Below are 16,199 nucleotides of genomic sequence, written 5' to 3'. Positions count from 1 at the left end.
GGTGGTGGCGGACCCCGGTCAGGTCAGGGTCGCCGCCACCGGGTCCCAGTCCGCCGGCAGCGTCTCCACCGCCGGGGCGTGCGACTCCAGGCCGACGAAGCCGTGCCGCTCCGCCGAGTCCGTCACCGTGGTCATCAACTCCAGCACGTGCTGGGCCAGTTCGCCGGACGCCCGGTGCGGGGCGCCGGACCGGAGGGCGCGGGCCATGTCCAGCACGCCGATCCCGCGTCCCGCGGTCGTCCCGGTCACCGGCAGCTCGCGCCAGCCGTCGCCGGAGTCCGCGTCGTCCACGGCCGGGTCGGTGAACGCCCTGATCCGCAGCGGACCGCCGAAGGTGTTCGGGTCGGGCAGCGACAGCGTGCCCTCGGTGCCGGTGATCTCGATCATCCGCCGCGGCGCCGCGGAGTCGAAGCTGAAGGTCGCCGACGCGCTCGGCCCGCTCGCGAAGTCCAGCAGCGCGTGCACGTGCGTCGGCACCTCGACCGCGAAGGACGTCCCCGCCTTCGGCCCCGACCCGATCACCCGCCGCGCGCGCGCCTGCCGCGCGCTGGCCGCCACCCGCGTCACCGGACCGAGGAGCGCGACCAGCGCGGTCAGGTAGTACGGGCCGATGTCGAACAGCGGCCCGGCGCCGTACTGGAAGAGGAACTCCGGGCTGGGGTGCCAGCTCTCCGGCCCCGGGCCCTGGGTGACCGCGGTCACGCTCACCGGCTCGCCGATCAGCCCTGCCCGCACCGCGCGCGCCGCGGACTGCAGACCCGCGCCGAGGAAGGTGTCCGGCGCGCTGCCGACCCGCAGTCCCCGCGACTGGGCCTCGGCGAGGATCTTCGCGCCGTCGGAGGGCGCCAGCGCCAGCGGCTTCTCGCCGTAGACGTGCTTGCCCGCCTGGAGCGCGGCGCTCGCCACCTCGGCGTGCGCCGCCGGGATCGTCAGATTGACGACGATCTCCACCTCCGGGATCGCCAGCACCGACGCGACGTCGCCGGAGGCCGGCACCCCGTACGCCTCGGCCTGCGCCCGCGCCCGCCCGGTGTCCAGGTCCGCGACGGCCAGCACCCGTACGTCGGGGAAGGCCGACAGCGCGGTCAGGTACTGGGTGCTGATCACCCCGGCGCCGACCAGGGCGACGCCGACCGGCCCGCCGGTCATGAGCGGCCCTCCAGCGCGGTCAGGTACGCGTGCGACGCGGCGACCGCGTCGAAGACGTCCGTCGCGCAGGAGTCCAGCTCGACGATCCGCAGCGCGTCCGGCGCGGCGGCCAGGATCGCCGGCACGTCGATGACCCCCGCGCCGACCGCGACGTGCGGCTCGTCCCTGACCCCGGGGCCGTCCTTGACGTGCAGCGCCAGCACCTTGCCGCCGAGCCGGCCCAGCAGCTCCGGCACGTCGGCGCCGCCGACCTGCGCCCAGTAGGTGTCGACCTCCAGGAAGACCTCGGGCGCGACCAGCGTGGCCAGCACCTCCAGCGCGGTGCGGCCCGCGAAGCGCGGCTCGATCTCCCACCAGTGGTTGTGGTAGCCGATCCGGATGCCGCGCGAAGCGGCCTTCTCCGCGAAGCCGTTGAGCAGGTCCGCGGTGCGCTGAAGGCCGTCGAGGGTGGTGAACTCCTCGTGCTCGATGCCGCCCGGCACGATCGCCAGGTCGGTGCCGATGGTGGCGACCGCGTCGAACACCTCGCCCGCGTCCTGGCTGAACAGCGCGTACGCGTGGGTGCTGGAGACGCTGATCCCCAGCGCGTCGGCGACCTTGCGGAAACCGGTCGGGTCCGCCATCGGGTCGTACGCCTCGACCGACCGGTAGCCGATCTCGGCGAGCCGGGTCAGGGTGCCGTCGCGGTCGGCGGCGATCTGGTCCCGGAGGGTGTAGAGCTGGATGCTCAGGGGTGTGGCCATCGGAGCGATGCCTCCAAGTACGGCGAGGTGTACGGCGGGTGCGGGTGGAGCACCGGTCGGGGCGGCGGCGGTGCCGGTCGGGTCGGCGGCCTAGCCGACGATGAGCGGACGCAGGGTGCGGTGGGCGATCTCCAGGCCCTGGGTGACGCGCTCGACGTCGCCGCTCCAGACCGGGTCCTCGTGCTCCACCGAGAGCACCCCGGTGAAGCCGCCCTCGTAGAGCGTGTCGACGATCCGGCGCCAGTCGACGTCCCCGAGGCCGGGCACCCGGTAGCGCCACCAGCCGCTGTCCCAGCCGTCGGCGCGCTCGACCGTGCGGCCGAAGAAGCCGTACCGGTCCCGGGCGCGCGGGTCGAGCTGGGCGTCCTTGGCCTGGGCGTGCGGGATGCGGTCCACGTACGGCCGCAGCGCGGCGACCGGGTCGATGCCGAGCCACAGCAGGTGCGACGGGTCGTAGTTGAGGTAGAGGCCGAGGCCGAACATCCACTCCCACAGCTCGGGGGAGTAGGCCAGGTTGCCCGGGTAGCCGTCCGGGTGCCAGCCCTCCATCACGCAGTTCTCGATGATGATCTTCACGCCGCGCTCGCCGGCGTACTCCACCAGCGGCGGCAGCACGCGCTCGGCCAGCGCGATGTTCTCCTTGACCGACAGGCCCGGATGCCGGCCGACGAACGTGCCGACGTAGTCGACGCCCAGCAGCCGGGCCGCGTCCACGTTGGCCCGCACATGGGCGGCGATCTGCGACCTGCGGTCCTCGTCGGGGTGCAGGTTGTTCTCGTAGTACGCCAGCGAGGACAGCGTCAGGCCGTGCTTGTCGAAGAGGGCGCGCACGCCGTCGGCCTGCCGCTCGCCGAAGTCCGCCACGTCGATGTGGCTCGCCTCGAAGTCCCGGGAGCCGGTGGACGGCCAGGTGGCCACCTCCAGCGCCTCGTAGTCGTGCGCGGCCGCCCAGGCGGCGATCTCGTCGAGCGGCAGTTGCGGAAGGCAGGCGGTCAGGAAGCCCAGCTTCATGTCAGGAGACCTCTTTCCAGGACCGTTGCGCCGCCGAGTCCAGCACGGTCTCGGTCAGGCGCACCATGCGGGCGGCGTCGTCGAAGGTGGGCAGCGCGGCGGGGCGGCCGCCGTCCCCGTCCCCGTCGCCGCGGATCGCGGCGTGCACGTCGCGCACGAAGGCGGCGAAGCAGTCGAGGTAGCCCATCGGGTGGCCGCCGGGCACCGTGGACAGCCGGGCCGCGGCCGGGGAGAGCAGCGCCGGCTCGCGCAGCGGCGTGGTGTTCTCGCCGCGGCTGCCGACGAAGAGCGACTCGGGGTTCTCCTGGTCGAAGGCGAGCGAGGTCCGCGCGCCGTCCACCTCGAACCACAGCCGGTTCTTGCGGCCGGGGGAGATCTGGGAGACCGTCAGCGCGCCGGTCGCGCCCTGGTCGGTGCGGAACAGCAGCTGCACCGCGTCCTCGGTGGCGGGCCTGCCGGCCCCTGCGGCCTGCCGCTGCGCCTCCGGGCCGGCGGCGCGGACGGGGGGAGGGCCGTCCGCGCCGTGCCGGGGCACCGTCTGGGTGACCGCGGTGAGGTCGGCGATCCGGTGCCCGGTCACCCACTCCACCAGGTCGCACCAGTGCGAGCCGATGTCGGCGAAGGCGCGCGAGGGGCCGCCGGTCACCGCGTCCACCCGCCAGTTGGTGTCGCCGGGCAGCGAGAGCCAGTCCTGCAGGTAGTGCCCGTGCAGCAGCCGCACGTCGCCGGCCCGCCCGTCGAGCACCCGGGCGCGCGCCTCGGCGGCCATCGGGTGGTACCGGTAGACGAAGGGCACCGCCGCGACCCTGCCGCTGTCGGCCGCCAGCGCGGCCAGCGTGCCGGCCGCGTCGGCGGAGGTGGTCAGCGGCTTCTCGCACACCACGTGCTTGCCCGCACGCAGCGCGAGCACGGCGAGCCGGGCGTGCGCGTCGTTGGGCGTGCAGATGTGCACCACGTCCACGTCGTCGCTGGTCACCATCGCCTCGGAGCTGTCGAAGGCCCGCTCCACGCCGAGCGCGGCGGCGGCCTCCTTCGCGCGGGCCGGGGTGGAGGCGCTGATCCCGACCACCGGCGCGCCGCTGCGGCGCACGGCGTCCAGATGGACCCGTCCGATCATGCCCGCGCCGGCGATGGCCGTGCGCAGGGACGACGACCTGCCGGCCGTCGAGCCCGGAGCCGATGGCATCTGAGCCACAACTGCCCTCCCTTTCCGCTTTCCAGAAACGCTAGCCACCCGTCTTTCGGTTGACAATGGCCATATTTACGCTAACTTCTGTCATAAATAAGCGCCCGCGACTCGCGGGCTCCGGGGCCTCCCGGGCACGGACGAAGGGCGGACCCCACGTGACGGCAGCAGCCGACCGGCAGTTGGCCGCGCTCAGCGAACTGGCCGGCCTGGTGGCCGGCGGCACCACCCGCCGCAGCCAGCTCGCCACCGCGACCGGACTGTCCCGCGCGGCCGTCGCCCAGCGGGTGGACCTGCTGATCGCGAAGGGCCTGCTGGTGGAGACCGGCACCGTCGCCACCGAGCGCGGCCGGCCGCCGCTGGCGCTGCAACTGGCCTCGCACGCCTCCGTCGTCTGCGCGGTCGACCTCGGCGCCACCCACAGCTCGGTCGCCGTCGCCGACCTCGGCGGCTCCGTCCTCGCCGAGGCCACCGAGGTGCTGGACATCAACGACGGCCCCGAGGCCGTGCTGACCGGACTGCACGAGCAGGTCGGCCGGCTGCTCGCCGGCTGCGGCCACCCCCCGGCGCACGTCAAGGCGATCGGCATCGGCGTCCCCGGACCCGTCGAGGCCCGCACCGGCACGGTGATCCGCCCGCCGATCATGCGCGGCTGGGACGGCTACCGGGTGCCCGGCTTCTTCGCCGGCCGCTACGACGCCCCGGTGCTCGTCGACAACGACGTGAACATGATGGCGCTCGGCGAGTACGCCCAACGGCCCGCGACCGCCCACCTGATGTACGTCAAGGTCGGCACCGGCATCGGCTGCGGCATCGTCTCCGGCGGCTCGGTGCACCGCGGCGCGTCCGGCGCGGCGGGCGACATCGGCCACATCCGGGTGCCCGGCCAGGACCACGTGCTCTGCCACTGCGGCAACACCGGCTGCGTCGAGGCGGTCGCCTCCGGCGCCGCCATCGCGGCGAAGCTGCGCGAGGCCGGGCTGCCGGTCGCGCACGTCGCGGACGTCGTACGGCTGGTCGCCGCCGGCGACCCCGCCGCCCGCCGCCAGGTCCGACTCGCCGCGCAGCGGATCGGCGACGTGCTCGCCTCGCTGGTCAGCTTCTGGAACCCGGACACCATCGTGCTCGGCGGCAGCATCGCCAGCCTGCACGACGACCTGCTCGCCGACATCCGCGCCGCGGTCTACCGCCGCGCGCTGCCGCTCGCCACCCGCACGGTGGCGATCGAGACCACGCTGCTCGGCCGCAGGGCCGGCATCGAGGGCGCGCGCCGGCGCGCCGTCCACCATCTGCTCTCCCCCGAGGGCATCGCGCGGATGCTCGCCGGCTGACCGCCGCCTGCCTGCCGCCCGGTCGGCGGCCAAGCGTCCGGGGTGGCCCGGCGCGGCCCGCGGACCAAGATCCTTTGTCCGAATCGGCCGCGTAGCGGTGGGCAGGATGGGCATGCTGGTGGCATGAATCCGAGCACCGACGACGATCCGTCGCATCGCACGGGCCGGCTGACCGCGGCGGAGGAGGAACCCCTCACGGCGCTCGCCGACATCGAGGCGTGGAAGGCCCGCAAGCACTATCCCTCCACCCTCTTCGCGGGCGGTCCCGTCTTCGGCGCTGCACACGAACGACCCGACGGCGGCTGGGAGTTGCACCCCTATTTCGCCGGTCTCGCGCCCCAGGACGCGCGCGACGGGCTCGCCGCCCACCTGCGACTCCTGGCCCGCTCGGCGACCGACCGCGGCGACGACGGGGCCGCCGCGGAGTACCTCGCCGCCGCAGGGCGGCTGGACCGCGAACCGCTGGACGCGATCCGCGTCGGCGCCGAGCGGTTCCGGGTGGTCAGGGCCGAACGCTTCATCAGGATGGGGCCCGACGGACCGGAACCGCCGCGCCGCAGCGACCCCGACGCGGGCGCGGGCCACCGCGGCTCCGGCGACCTGCACGCCAGCGACGACCCCGCGGCGGGCCTGGTCATCCACCCGGCGGAGGCGACGCAGGACGGCGCCGCAGGCGTGCTCAGGGTCGAACTCCTCGCCGCGCTGCGGAAGAAGGGGACGGTGCCGCGCGAGGTCCACGAGGACTCCCGGCTCGCGGCGGGCAGCCACCCCGGCGGGGTGCTGCTGCCGGCCACCTTCATGGCCGCGGAGCGTGAGGGCGGCCGCTGGCGGCCGCACTCCACCGGCACCGCCGCCACGCCCGGCGACGCGCGCGACGGACTCGCCCTGCACCTGCGGGTCATGGTGCCGTGGCAGCAGGACCTGACGGTGGCCGAACGCGAGGTCTACAAGCGGGCAGCCGACCGCCTCGACGAGCAGCACTGCGACGAACTCGCCGTCGCCGGACGCCACTTCAGGATCGTCCGGGTCGAACGGCTGGTCCGCGTCGGCCCCGAGGGCCCCGAAGGCCCCCGCCCCTCCGACGCCGACCCGGTCCCCCCGCCCCTCGCCCACGACCCCGCGGCCCCCGACGAGGACGACTCCCCGCCCCCCGAACCCGACGAGCGCACGCGCAGGTTCCTGGCGCTCTTCGAAGAGGAACGCACCCGCCGCACCCGCCTCTGACCCCCCGAGGGGGGGGTTCGCGGGCCACCGGCCGGTGGGGCTGTTGCTGTCGTCGCCGGGCCACTGGCCGGTGGTGGGTCGCTCGCGCCGTTCCCCGCGCCCCTGGTGGCGCGCAGCGCCCGGCGCGGTCTGGGCCGGGGGCCGAGGGTCATGGGGCGGCGGCGGACGCCCAGAGGTGGTGGGTGGCGTAGGACCTCCACGGCCGCCAGGCCGACCCCGCCTCGGGAGAACCGCCCGCCGTGGAGCCCCGGTCCACTGCCAGCACATCAGGATCACCCAACCCCCGCATCCTGATCAGCCGCGCCGCGGAGGGCCCGACCCCGGGCAGCGCGAGCAGCGCCCGCTGCGCCTCGTCGCGGTCCGCGCCGGCGTCGAGCCGTACCGTGCCCTCCACGAGGGCGCGGCTGAGCGTGCGCACGGCCGCCGCCCCGGAGGCGTCCGCGAGGTCCGCGGTGGCGAGCGCCGACGCCGTCGGGAAGAGGAAGGCGAGGGTGCCGCCCGCGGACGGCAGCGGGTCGCCGTGAGCCGCGGCGAGCAGCGCGCCGCGCCGGCGGGCGTCCGCCGGGTCGAGCCCGGCGCCGAGCACCGCGCGGACCGCGAGCTCCTCGGGGTCGGCCGCGCCGGGCGAACGCAGCCCCGGGCGGGCGGCGACCAGCGGGGCCAGCCGCGGGTCCGCGCCGAGCCGCTCGGCCACCGCGTACGGATCGGCGTCCAGGTCGAACAGGCGCCGGACGCGCTGCGCGGCCGTGGTGAGGTCGCGCAGGTCGGCCAGGTGCAGCCGGCAGTCGAGCCAGCCGCCGCCCGCCGCACCGGGACCCCGGACGCTCTCGGCGACCTCGGCGACGCCGGGGCCGTGCGGCAGCCGCAGGGTGCGGCGATAGAGGCGGGCGCCCGGCGAGCCGGTGACCTCCTCCACACCCGGCACCGCCCGCGCGGCGAGGAAGCCGAAGACCTGCTCGCCGTCGTAGGGCCCGCGGTACGCCAGCCGCAGCGGCACCCCGTTCGCGCCGGACGCCCCCGCGGCGCGGCCCGGTCGGGCGGCCCGCAGCTGGGTCGGCGTGGCCGCGTAGATCTCCCTGATCGTCTCGTTGAACTGCCGCACGCTCGCGAACCCCGCGGCGAACGCCACCTCGGCGGCCTGCATCGAGGTGGTCTGGAGCAGCACCCTCGCGGTGTGCCCGCGCTGCGCCCTGGCCAGCGCGATCGGTCCGGCGCCCAGCTCCGCGGTGAGCTGGCGCTGCACCTGGCGGGCGCTGTAGCCGAGGCGTGCGGCGAGCCCGGCGACGCCCTCGCGGTCGACCACACCGTCGCCGATCAGCCGGACCGCCCGGCCGACCACGTCGGCCCGCGCGTTCCAGGCGGCCGAGCCGGGCACCGCGTCGGGGCGGCAGCGCCGGCAGGCGCGGAAGCCGGCGCCCTGCGCGGCCGCGGCGGTCGGGTAGAACGACACGTTCTGCCGTTTCGGCGTCACCGCGGGGCAGCTCGGGCGGCAGTAGATCCCGGTGGTGGCCACGGCGAAGAAGAACATGCCGTCGAACCGCGCGTCCCGGCTGCGCACCGCCTCGTATCTGCTGTCCTCCGCTGCCATGCGTCCAGTATCGGGGGCCGCGCGCAGCCCCGCCGGCGGATTTCGGACGCCGCGTCCCGACGGCTCAGCCGGGCCTGACCGCGCGCGGGCCGATGCACGCGGCGCCCGTCGCGACGACCCGGGCGCGCAGCCCGCGGTCGGCGGTCGCCACCACGCAGGGGCGGTCCGGCGCCGCGACCCTGGCCAGCGCCGCGAGTTCGGCGATCAGGTCGTCCCCGCTGCCCCGCGCCGACTCCACGCGGACCTCGTCCACCGGCTCGACGCCGCGGGCCGCGCCCTCGACGACGAGCACCACCTCCAGCGGGACGCCGACCGCCCATGCGGGGGCGTCGGCGTCGGCGGTCAGGCCGGCCGCGGCCAGCGGGGCCAGCGCGTCGCGCAGCCGTTCCGCGGCGCCGCGCCGGTCCCGCCACCAGCCGTCCGGCACCGAGCCCACCACATTGGCGCCGTCGACGATGAGCAGCGGGCGGCCCGGCCCGCTCATGCGGCGCCCCCGGCGCCCCCGGCGCCCTCGGCGGCCAGGTGCGGGAAGCGGAGTTCGGTGCGGCTGCGCCACGTCTCGCCGGGCCGCAGCACCGTCGAGGGGTACTCGGGGCGGTTGGGGGAGTCCGGCAGGTGCTGCGTCTCCAGGCAGACCGCGCTGTGCCGGCCGTGCGGCCCGCCGTCCGCGCCGGCAGGCCGGCCGTCGAGGCCGTTGGCGGTGTAGACCTGCACGCCGGGTTCGGTGGTGCGGACCTCCATCGTCCGGCCGCTCGCGGGGTCGTGCAGCACCGCGGCGGTACGCGGCAGGTCCGGCCGCGCCGGCGGCCGCAGCACCCAGCAGTGGTCGTAGCCGTCCGCGGACTTGATCTGCGGGTCGGGGTCGTCGATGCCGTCGCCGAGCGCCCGCGGGGCGGTGAAGTCGAACGGCGTGCCCGCCACGTCCTGCGGCGGCCCGTACGGGATCGCCTCCGCCGTCACCGGCAGGAAGCGGTCCGCGTCCACCCGCAGCGTGTGCCCCAGCACGTCGCCGTGGCCGGCGCCGGCCAGCGTGAAGTAGGCGTGGTTGGTCAGGTTGACGACGGTGGCCCGGTCGGTGCGGGCGGTGAAGTCCAGCGCGAGGGTGCCCTCGTCGTCCAGCGAGTAGGTGACGGACGCCTCCAGGGCGCCGGGGAAGCCCATGTCGCCGTCGGGGCTGTGCAGCGAGAGCCGCAGTGCTCCGTCGGGCAGCGGCCGCGCCTGCCACACCCGCCGGTGGAAACCGTCGGGGCCGCCGTGCAGGGTCTGCCCGCGGTCGTTGACCGGCAGCGTGTGGGTCTGCCCGTCCAGCGTGAAGCGGCCGGCGGCGATGCGGTTGGCGTAGCGGCCGACGACCGCGCCCAGGTAGGCGCGGCCCGCCGCGTAGGCCGCGGTGTCCGGCAGCGAGAGCACCACGGACTCGGCGCGGCCGGCCCGGTCGGGGACCCGCAGGGCGTGCAGGATCGCGCCGTAGGTGAGGATCTCGGCGCCGACGCCCGAGGGCGACGCGAGCCGCCAGCGCTCCACCGGCCGTCCGTCGGGGGTGGCGCCGAACGGTTCGCTGGTCGGTGCGGCGGCGGAACGGGGCATGGGCGGTCCTCGGGTTCGGCGGGCTGGCTTCGGGGGCGCCGCGAGCGGCGCGGGGCGGCGCGCGGTACTCCGCGCACGGCGCCGCGGCGGCGCCGTGCGGGGCGGAACCGCACGTCAGACGGGGGACGGCGCCGTCGACTCCCGGGCGATCAGGGTATATCCCGGCTGGATGCGCTCCGCGCTGACCTGCGGCGCGCCGGTGAGCCGGGCCACCACCCGTTCGACCGCGAGCCGCGCGATGGCCTGCTTGTCCGGCGAGACGGTGGTGAGCGCGATGGTGGAGAACCGGCCCTCCTCGACGTCGTCGAAGCCCGCCACCGACACGTCCTGCGGCACCCGCAGCCCCCGTTCGACCAGCGCCCGCATGGCGCCGAGCGCCATCAGGTCGTTGTACGCGAAGACCGCGTCGGGCCGCTCACCGCGGTCGAGCAGCGCGTTCATCGCGGCCGCGCCGTCCCATCGGCCGTACGCGTCGGTCGCCGCCACCAGCGACTCGTCGCAGGGCAGGCCGGCGGCGGTCAGCTCCTCGCGCCAGCCGCGCAGCCGCAGGTGCGCGGGGCGCCTGGCGATCTCCCTGCGGGCCCCGATGAAGGCGATCCGGCGGCGGCCGAGGCCGGTCAGGTGGCGGACCGCGGTGCGCGCGGCGGCCACGTTGTCGATGGCGATCTGGTCGTAGGGCGCGTCGTACTCGCGCTCGCCGAGCAGCACCAGCGGCGCGTCGTCGCGGCGGCCGAGCAGGTCGGAGGTCTCCAGCTCGATCGGGCTGAGGATCAGGCCGTCGATGACGTGCGCGCGGAAGCCCTGGGTGACCAGCACCTCCTTCTGCCGCTGGCCCGCGGTGTGGTCGAGCAGCACCGTGTAGTCATGGCGTGCCGCCGCGTCGATCACCGCCCCGGCCAGCTCGGCGAAGTACGGGTTGCCGAGTTCCGGCACGGCCAGCGCGATGATGCCGGTCCTGCCCTTGCGCAGATGACGCGCCGTCAGATTCGGCCGGTAGCCCAGCTCGTCGATGGCCCGCTGGACGCGCTCGCGCATCGCGGGGGTGACATGCGGGTAGTTGTTCACCACGTTGGAGACGGTCTTGATGGACACGCCGGCCAGCTGCGCGACGTCTTTGAGGCTGGCGCCCACGGAGTTCCTTCCCTCGGCATCCGTACGGGAGACACGGCGGTTCCGGGCCTCGGTGTGCGCGGCGCCGCGCCGCCCCGAGGGCGGCGCGGCACGGCGCACGGTCAGGTGCCGCGCCGGGCGGCGGACAGATACCGCTGCGCGACCACCACGACGATCAGGAACCCGCCGCTGACCACCGACTGGTAGGAGGAGTTGAGCGAGCCGATCTGGTTGATCAGGTTCTGGATGACGCCCAGCAGCAGCACCCCCCACAGCGTCCCGGACACCGACCCCGCGCCGCCGACCAGCAGCGTGCCGCCGATCACCACCGCAGAGATCGCGTCGAGTTCCATGCCGACCCCGATGATCGTCACGCCCGAGGACAGCCGTGCCGCGTTGAGCGCGCCGGCGAGCCCGGCGAGCAGCCCGCTGAGGGTGTAGACCAGCACCTTCGTACGGGCCACCGGCAGCCCCATGAGCAGCGCCGCGTCGCCGCTGCCGCCGACCGCGAACAGCGCCTGGCCGAAGGAGGTGCGCTGCAGCACCACGCCGCCGGCCACGAACAGCGCCACCGCGATGAGCACCGGATAGCCGAAGCCCCACACCGCGCCGCCGCCCAGCTTCTGGAACGCCGAGCCGCGCGGCACGAGATACGTGGTGGCGCCCTCGTGGGTCAGGGCGAGCAGCAGCCCGCGGGCGCCGAGCAGCGAGGCCAGGGTGACGATGAAAGGGGCCATCCCGGCGCGGGCGACCAGCAGCCCGTTGATCGCGCCGATCGCCCCGCACACCGCGAGCGGCACCAGCAGCGCCGGCAGGAAGCCGTACTGCGACGCCCACGCGGCCAGGACGCCGCCGAGCGCGAACACCGACCCGACGGACAGGTCGATGCCGCCGGTGATGATCACCATCGTCATGCCGAGCGCGACGATCGCCAGGAACGACGCCTGGATGGTGACGCCCCGGGTGTTGTCGAGTGTGCGGAAGGCCGGGAAGAGGGCCGCGGAGATCGCGCAGAGCAGCACCAGCACGGCCAGCGCGCCCTGGCGTTGCAGGAGTTCGGCGGCGCGCTGCCGACCGGACGGACGCGCCTGCGCGGTCGGGGTGAGCGAGCTGCTCGCGGCCGTCGCGGGCGCGGACTTGAGGTTCAGGGGTGACGTCATCGCGATCGGCGCTCCCGTGCGGCGTAGACGGCGAGCAGGATGATGCCCGCCTGGACCATCTGGGCGGTCGAGTCGTGCAGGTTGTGGGTGACGAGGGTGGCGTGCAGCAACTGCATCAGCAGCGCGCCCATGACGGTGCCGAGCACCCGCACCGAACCGCCGGTCAGCGGGGTGCCGCCGACCACGACGGCGGTGATCGCGGAGAGTTCCATCAGATTGCCGAGCGAGGAGGGGTCGCTCGCGGTCAGCCGCGCGGTGGCCAGCACCCCGGCGAGCGAGGCCAGCACGCCGCAGATCACGTAGACCCCGATCAGCACCCGGCGGACCGGCAGCCCGGCCAGTGCCGCGGCCGCCCTGTTGCCGCCGACCGCGACCAACTGGCGTCCGAAGGTGGTGCGTTGCACCAGCAGTGCGACCAGTACCGCGAGGCCGGCGGCGATCAGCACGACCGCCGGGACGCCGGCCGCGCTCGCCGTGCCGAGGTTCAGCAGGTCCTTGTTGCGGATCTCCTTGAGCTGCCCGTCGGCGATCACCAGGGCCAGGCCCCGGCCGCCGACGAACAGCGCGAGCGTGGCGACGATCGGCTGCAGGCCCACCAGCGCCACCAGCGAGCCGTTCACCAGCCCGACGACGACACCGGCGAGCAGCGCCACCAGCAGCGAGGGCAGCAGCCCGTAGCCGAGGTAGAGCGGCAGCACCGAACTGGCCAGCGCCATGGTCGATCCGACCGACAGGTCGACGCCCTCGGTGCCGATCACCAGCGCCATGCCGAGCGCGACGATCACCACGGGGGAGACCTGCACGGCCTGGGTGCGCAGGTTGTCCGCGGTCAGGAAGTGGTCGGTGAACAGGCCGTTGAAGGCCAGCAGTGCGACGACTGCGGCGTACACCCCGTACCGCTGGAGCCAGTCGGCGATCCGCGGCCGGTCGATGCCGCGGGGGAGGGCCAGCGAGGTCATGAGGTCTCCTCCGTCGCGTCGTTCGCCCCGAACTGCTTCGCGGTGGCGGCCGGTTGCGGCGGACGCTCGGCGTCCGCGCCCGCGCCCGCGCCCGCGCGCGCATCCGTGTCGGCATCGGCGCCGGGGCCGGTGTCCGCGGCGGCCTCCCTCCGGGGCTCCGCGTCCGCCTCCGCGAGCACGGACAGCAACGCGCTCTCCGAGACGTCGTCGCCGGTGAGTTCACCGGCCACCGCTCCGGCGCGGAGCACGACGATCCGGTCGGCGCCCTCCACCAGTTCCTCCAGGTCGGAGGAGATCAGCAGCACAGCCAGCCCCTCCTTCGCCAACTCGTCGATGAGCGCCTGGACTTCGGCCTTCGCGCCGACGTCGATCCCGCGGGTCGGCTCGTCCAGCAGCAGCACCCGGGGCTCCAGGCAGAGCCAGCGGGCCAGCAGCACCTTCTGCTGGTTGCCGCCGGACAGCTCGCCGACCTTCTGCTCGGGGCTCGCGGCCTTGATCCGCAGTCGCTTCATGAAGATCTCCACGACCCGGTCCTGCCGCCCCCGCGAGACCATCCCGCCGCGCGAGAGCCGGGGCAGCGCGGCGAGCACGATGTTCTCGCGCACCGACAGGCCCGGCACGATGCCCTCGGCCTTGCGGTCCTCGGGCAGCAGGCTGATGCCCGCGCGGATCGCGGCCGGCGAGGTCAGCCGGCGCAGCACCGTCCCGCCGATCCGGACCTCGCCGGAGTCCAGCGGCAGCGCCCCGGCCAGCGCCTTGGCGGTCTCGCTGCGGCCGGAGCCCAGCAGACCGCCCAGGCCCAGCACCTCGCCCGGCCGCAGTTCGAGGCCGATGTCGTGCAGGACGTGACGTCGCGTCAGGTCCTGTGCGGTGAGAACGGGTTCGCGCGCCGCGTCGTGCCCGTCGCCGAAGCTGGTGGTGCCGCTGCGGCGCACCTCGGCGATCTCCCGGCCGAGCATCAGCGACACCAGCTTGACCCGCTCGGTGTCCTTCAGGTCGCCGGAGTGGACCAGCCGGCCGTCTCTGAGCACCGTCACGCGGTCGCAGATCCGGTACAGCTCGTCCATCCGGTGGCTGACGTAGACGATGGCGATGTCACGGGCGTGGAGTTCGCCGATGACCCGGAAGAGCGTCTCCACCTCGCGCGGTTCGAGCGAGGAGGTCGGCTCGTCCATCACCACCACCCGGGCCTTCACCGAGACCGCGCGGGCCAGTGCCACCATCTGCTGGGTGCCGACGCCCAGGGTGTGCAGCGGCCGGCGCGGGTCCGCGCCGACCCCGAAGCCGCCGAGCAGTTCGGCCGCCTCGCGGTGCATCCGCGGGAAGTCGATCAGCCCGAACCGGTTCTTCGGCTCCCGGCCCAGGAAGATGTTGCGGGCCACGCTCATCAGCGGGACCAGGTTCACCTCCTGGTAGATCGTGGAGATGCCCGCCTGCTGAGCCTCGTGCGGCCGGTGGAAGACCACCGGCTCGCCGCCGAGCCTCAGTTCGCCCTCGTCGGCGCGGTGCACGCCGGTGAGGATCTTGATCAGCGTGGACTTGCCCGCGCCGTTCTCCCCGACCAGCGCGTGGATCTCGCCCGCGCGCAGGGTGAAGGTCACGTCGTCGAGGGCGGTCACGCCCGGGAAGCGCTTGCTGACGCCGAGCGCCTCAAGGACGGGCGCGGGGGCAGGCCCGGCGCCGGGCGGCGGCTGGCCGGGCGGCGCGGACGGCGCCGCTGCGGCTTCGGGTGGTGCCATGGTCAGGCCTTCCGGGTTCGCGGTGGTCCGATGGTGACGGGGGAGTGCGGCCGCGGGGCCGGGTCAGAACGCGCCGGCCACCGACGCCGCTGCGTTGCCCTCGTCGTAGGCGCGGTCGGTGATGATCACGTTCTCCGGGATCGCCTCGCCGGAGTAGAACTTCTGCGCGGTGGCGAAGGCCAGCGGGCCGAACCGCGGGTTGGACTCGATGACGGCGTTGTAGTGGCCGTCCACGATCGCCTGCACGGCGTTGCGGGTGCCGTCCACCGAGACCACCTTGACGTCCTTGCCCGGCTTCTTGCCCGCGCTGGTCAGGGCGGTGACCGCGCCGAGGCCCATCTCGTCGTTCTCCGCGTAGACCGCGGTGATGCCGGGCTTGGACTGGATCAGCTGCTCCATCACCTGCTGGCCCTTGTCCCGGGTGAAGTCGCCGGTCTGCTGGGCGACGATCTTCAGGCCGGGGGCCTTGGCGGTGAGTTCGTCCACGAAGCCCTTGGTGCGGTCGGTGGTCACGTTGTTGCCCGAGGCGCCGAGCAGGATCGCCACCTGGCCCTTGCCGCCGGTGGCCTTGACCATCGCGTCGGCGGCCCGCTTGCCCTGCTCGACGAAGTTCGAGCCGAGGAAGGTCACGTAGTCCTTGCAGGACGTCGCGTTGATCTTGCGGTCGATGGTGATCACCGGGACGTGCTTGGCGGCCGCGGCCTGCAGCGCCGGCTCCAGGCCGTCGGAGTTCAGCGGCGCCACGATGAGCAGCTGCGCGCCCTGCGCCAGCATGTCCTGGATGTCGCTGATCTGCTTGGGCAGTTGCGACTGCGCGTCGGTGGTGAGCAGCTTCTTGACGCCGATCTTCTTCGCCTCGTCCTTGATGGACTGGGTCTCGGCGATGCGGAACGGGTTGTCCTCCTTCTCCGACTGGGAGAAGCCGACGACGGCGTTCTTCAGGTCGAGCTTGGGGGCGCCGTACGCGCTCAGCGTGCAGCCGCTGCCGGCCGGCACGGTGGCCGACTGGGTGACCTGCTGCTGGGCGGCCTGGTCGGAAGCGCCGGGCGTGGCACCCGAGTTGCCGTCCTCGGACTTGGAGCAGGCGGTGGCCGCGATGCTCGCGGTGGCCAGCAGCAGACAGGCGGCGGCGAGCGAACGGCTTCTGCGTCCGGACAGGCGTATGGTCATGCTCACGACACTCCTTGGGTTCGGCGACGGCCCGGATGCGGGTGCGGCGGGCGCTGTGCGGGTGCGACGAGGGGCGGGCCGTCCCAGGGGGACGGACCCGGCGGGCCATGGGCCGAGCGGGGCCGGGCGCCGGCCGCCGGGTGTGCCTTGTGAGGCTTTCCCGTGCTCGGGTTTACAACGTTATACAGATCGGCACTGCCGACGACAAGAAGGCTGTCGTACTTTTCGAAACCGCTCCCAAC

Annotated in this window: 14 protein-coding genes; 2 read left to right on the top strand and 12 right to left on the bottom strand. The window is 74.6% G+C overall.

Going from position 1 to position 16,199, the window contains the following annotated elements:
• Nucleotides 1-18: 18 nt before the first annotated feature.
• The 4 genes from V2S66_RS12580 to V2S66_RS12565 form a co-directional block, all read right to left on the bottom strand.
• A complete protein-coding gene (locus V2S66_RS12580) occupies nucleotides 19-1,149 on the bottom strand; it encodes a Gfo/Idh/MocA family protein (protein WP_330794737.1) in 1,131 nt (376 codons plus the stop codon).
• The gene (locus tag V2S66_RS12575) at nucleotides 1,146-1,892 is read right to left on the bottom strand and encodes a sugar phosphate isomerase/epimerase family protein (protein WP_330794736.1); all 747 of its coding nucleotides are present in this window, start codon (nucleotides 1,890-1,892) and stop codon (nucleotides 1,146-1,148) included. Before V2S66_RS12575 ends, V2S66_RS12580 begins: the two co-directional genes overlap by 4 nt.
• Nucleotides 1,893-1,982: 90 nt before the next feature.
• The gene (locus V2S66_RS12570) at nucleotides 1,983-2,903 is read right to left on the bottom strand and encodes a sugar phosphate isomerase/epimerase family protein (RefSeq protein ID WP_330794735.1); all 921 of its coding nucleotides are present in this window, start codon (nucleotides 2,901-2,903) and stop codon (nucleotides 1,983-1,985) included.
• A gap of 1 nt (nucleotide 2,904) precedes the next feature.
• Complete coding sequence (locus tag V2S66_RS12565; RefSeq protein ID WP_330795041.1) at nucleotides 2,905-4,089, bottom strand: Gfo/Idh/MocA family protein; 1,185 nt, start codon at nucleotides 4,087-4,089, stop codon at nucleotides 2,905-2,907.
• A gap of 158 nt (nucleotides 4,090-4,247) precedes the next feature.
• Here V2S66_RS12565 and V2S66_RS12560 point away from each other — a divergent pair, with 158 nt between their 5' ends.
• Nucleotides 4,248-5,420, top strand: coding sequence for an ROK family transcriptional regulator (locus V2S66_RS12560; RefSeq protein ID WP_330794734.1), 1,173 nt, complete (start codon nucleotides 4,248-4,250; stop codon nucleotides 5,418-5,420).
• 123 nt (nucleotides 5,421-5,543) lie between these two features.
• Complete coding sequence (locus V2S66_RS12555) at nucleotides 5,544-6,644, top strand: DUF5954 family protein (protein ID WP_330794733.1); 1,101 nt, start codon at nucleotides 5,544-5,546, stop codon at nucleotides 6,642-6,644.
• 148 nt (nucleotides 6,645-6,792) lie between these two features.
• On the opposite strand, the gene V2S66_RS12550 is transcribed toward V2S66_RS12555, so the two are convergent.
• The 8 genes from V2S66_RS12550 to V2S66_RS12515 all read right to left on the bottom strand — a co-directional run bounded on the left by V2S66_RS12550 (nucleotide 6,793) and on the right by V2S66_RS12515 (nucleotide 15,957).
• Nucleotides 6,793-8,232, bottom strand: a complete 1,440-nt coding sequence (locus V2S66_RS12550; protein WP_330794732.1) for an AlkA N-terminal domain-containing protein — start codon at nucleotides 8,230-8,232, stop codon at nucleotides 6,793-6,795.
• A 64-nt stretch (nucleotides 8,233-8,296) separates the two neighbouring features.
• Nucleotides 8,297-8,716, bottom strand: a complete 420-nt coding sequence (locus V2S66_RS12545; RefSeq protein WP_330794731.1) for an NTP pyrophosphohydrolase — start codon at nucleotides 8,714-8,716, stop codon at nucleotides 8,297-8,299.
• Nucleotides 8,713-9,819 (bottom strand): aldose epimerase family protein, encoded by a 1,107-nt coding sequence (locus V2S66_RS12540; protein ID WP_330794730.1) that lies wholly within the window; start codon nucleotides 9,817-9,819, stop codon nucleotides 8,713-8,715. Before V2S66_RS12540 ends, V2S66_RS12545 begins: the two co-directional genes overlap by 4 nt.
• 114 nt (nucleotides 9,820-9,933) lie before the next feature.
• A complete protein-coding gene (locus V2S66_RS12535; protein ID WP_330794729.1) occupies nucleotides 9,934-10,950 on the bottom strand; it encodes a LacI family DNA-binding transcriptional regulator in 1,017 nt (338 codons plus the stop codon).
• A 101-nt stretch (nucleotides 10,951-11,051) separates the two neighbouring features.
• Nucleotides 11,052-12,089, bottom strand: coding sequence for an ABC transporter permease (locus tag V2S66_RS12530; RefSeq protein WP_330794728.1), 1,038 nt, complete (start codon nucleotides 12,087-12,089; stop codon nucleotides 11,052-11,054).
• Entirely contained in the window at nucleotides 12,086-13,048 is a 963-nt protein-coding gene (locus V2S66_RS12525) for an ABC transporter permease (protein ID WP_330794727.1), read from the bottom strand. Before V2S66_RS12525 ends, V2S66_RS12530 begins: the two co-directional genes overlap by 4 nt.
• Entirely contained in the window at nucleotides 13,045-14,787 is a 1,743-nt protein-coding gene (locus tag V2S66_RS12520; RefSeq protein WP_330794726.1) for a sugar ABC transporter ATP-binding protein, read from the bottom strand. Before V2S66_RS12520 ends, V2S66_RS12525 begins: the two co-directional genes overlap by 4 nt.
• A gap of 63 nt (nucleotides 14,788-14,850) precedes the next feature.
• Entirely contained in the window at nucleotides 14,851-15,957 is a 1,107-nt protein-coding gene (locus V2S66_RS12515) for an ABC transporter substrate-binding protein (RefSeq protein ID WP_330794725.1), read from the bottom strand.
• Nucleotides 15,958-16,199 lie beyond the last annotated feature (242 nt).

The sequence above is a fragment of the Actinacidiphila polyblastidii genome, from assembly GCF_036353415.1.
Taxonomy (GTDB): domain Bacteria; phylum Actinomycetota; class Actinomycetes; order Streptomycetales; family Streptomycetaceae; genus Actinacidiphila; species Actinacidiphila polyblastidii.
Note: the sequence above shows the minus strand (reverse complement) of the source record. Positions and strands in the feature narration are given on the sequence as shown.